The sequence below is a fragment of the Psychrobacter sp. 1U2 genome (assembly GCF_051847575.1).
This window is the reverse complement of record NZ_JBPYDC010000753.1, coordinates 1-854: the sequence shown is the minus strand read 5'-3', so window position 1 is coordinate 854 and position 854 is coordinate 1. Positions and strand designations below refer to the sequence as shown.

Below are 854 nucleotides of genomic sequence, written 5' to 3'. Positions count from 1 at the left end.
GGTTGATGGTGATCGGCAGTCTGATGATGTAGAGCAGCTACTGAACGGAATTGCCGGTACGCAAGTTGATGTAACTGTGTCTAAAGCCGGTCGCCGCAAGCGTGTCATTACTTTGCAGCGCAATAATACTCACCAACAAGATATTGAGACGCGGCTTGTTAATGGTATTGCTGTTATCAAACTTCCCGCTTTTCAAAATAATACACGTGAAAAGATTTTACAAAGTCTAACCAGTCTTGATGCACCCATTACCGGAATACTGCTTGATGTGCGTGACAATCCAGGTGGCGTACTGACATCGGCTGTGAAAGTAGCCAGTCTATTTATGAACGACACTGACGTGGTGCAGGTAAAGAGTAGACAAAGTGAGCTACGTACTTTATCTACCCAAGATACAGCCTTACTTAAATCTTTACCTGTAGTGATTTTACAAAATCGTTATTCTGCTTCGGCAGCAGAAGTGCTGGCAAGTAGTCTACAGACACAGAAACGTGCAACTATCGTCGGTGAAGTCAGCTATGGTAAAGGGTCTGTACAGTCAGTCATACCGCTTAATAACGAACAAGCCGTCAAGTTGACTGTGGCTCATTATTTAACAGCAGCAGGCAAAAAGATAGATAAAATAGGTGTACAACCTGATATAGCACTATCTGGTAATGAGCGCACATGGGAGCAACAAGCTATCGATGTGTTGCGACCGCAAGTACACTCTTCAGGACTTCATTTTGTAAAAAAAGACAACACCTATAGCATGACTGATACTGAAAAAGGGGATTTATAAAAAGTGCTAAAAATAGTATCAGTGAGTTTTATTTGTTAATAAGGCTAGGGCGTTTATACTCATTCCATAACAC

Annotated in this window: 1 protein-coding gene; it reads left to right on the top strand. The window is 41.9% G+C overall.

Going from position 1 to position 854, the window contains the following annotated elements; genetic code table 11:
• Positions 1–781: S41 family peptidase (locus tag ACS8FD_RS18535; RefSeq protein WP_439276924.1), on the top strand; the 781-nt coding region annotated here is incomplete at its 5' end.
• Between the last annotated feature and the right edge of the window lie 73 nt (positions 782–854).